At 51.0% G+C, this 885-nt stretch carries 1 rRNA gene (only partly in view); it reads right to left on the reverse strand.

The features are described from left to right. A 23S ribosomal RNA gene (locus tag ACFW22_RS35895) occupies positions 1-885 on the reverse strand; its annotated part reaches 336 nt to the left of the window's first position; the annotation flags it as partial.

Genomic DNA, 885 nt, shown 5'->3' on the forward strand with positions numbered 1-885 from the left:
CTGGTGGTCTGGGCTGTTTCCCTTTCGACTACGGATCTTATCACTCGCAGTCTGACTCCCGGACATGAATCAATGGCATTCGGAGTTTATCAGAATTCGGTACCCCGATAAGGGGCCCTAGTTCAAACAGTTGCTCTACCTCCATGATTCTAAATTCCGAGGCTAGCCCTAAAGCTATTTCGGAGAGAACCAGCTATCTCCAAGTTCGTTTGGAATTTCTCCGCTACCCACACCTCATCCCCGCACTTTTCAACGTACGTGGGTTCGGTCCTCCAGTGCGTTTTACCGCACCTTCAACCTGGACATGGGTAGATCACATGGTTTCGGGTCTACGACTACATACTCATTCGCCCTATTCAGACTCGCTTTCGCTGCGGCTCCGTCTCTTCGACTTAACCTCGCATGCAATCGTAACTCGCCGGTTCATTCTACAAAAGGCACGCCATCACTCATTAACGAGCTTTGACTTGTTGTAAGCACACGGTTTCAGGTGCTATTTCACTCCCCTTCCGGGGTGCTTTTCACCTTTCCCTCACGGTACTGGTTCACTATCGGTCACTAGGGAGTATTTAGCCTTGGGAGATGGTCCTCCCGGATTCCGACGGAATTTCTCGTGTTCCGCCGTACTCAGGATCCACTCAGGAGAGAACGAAGTTTTGACTACAGGGCTGTTACCTCCTATGGCGGGCCTTTCCAGACCTCTTCATCTACCTCGTTCCTTTGTAACTCCGTACAGAGTGTCCTACAACCCCAAGAGGCAAGCCTCTTGGTTTGGGCTGGTCCCGTTTCGCTCGCCGCTACTCAGGGAATCGCATTTGCTTTCTCTTCCTCCGGGTACTTAGATGTTTCAGTTCACCGGGTCTGCCTTCTCATATCCTATGTATT

This window comes from Streptomyces sp. NPDC058872 (assembly GCF_042743065.1).
Lineage (GTDB): Bacteria > Actinomycetota > Actinomycetes > Streptomycetales > Streptomycetaceae > Streptomyces.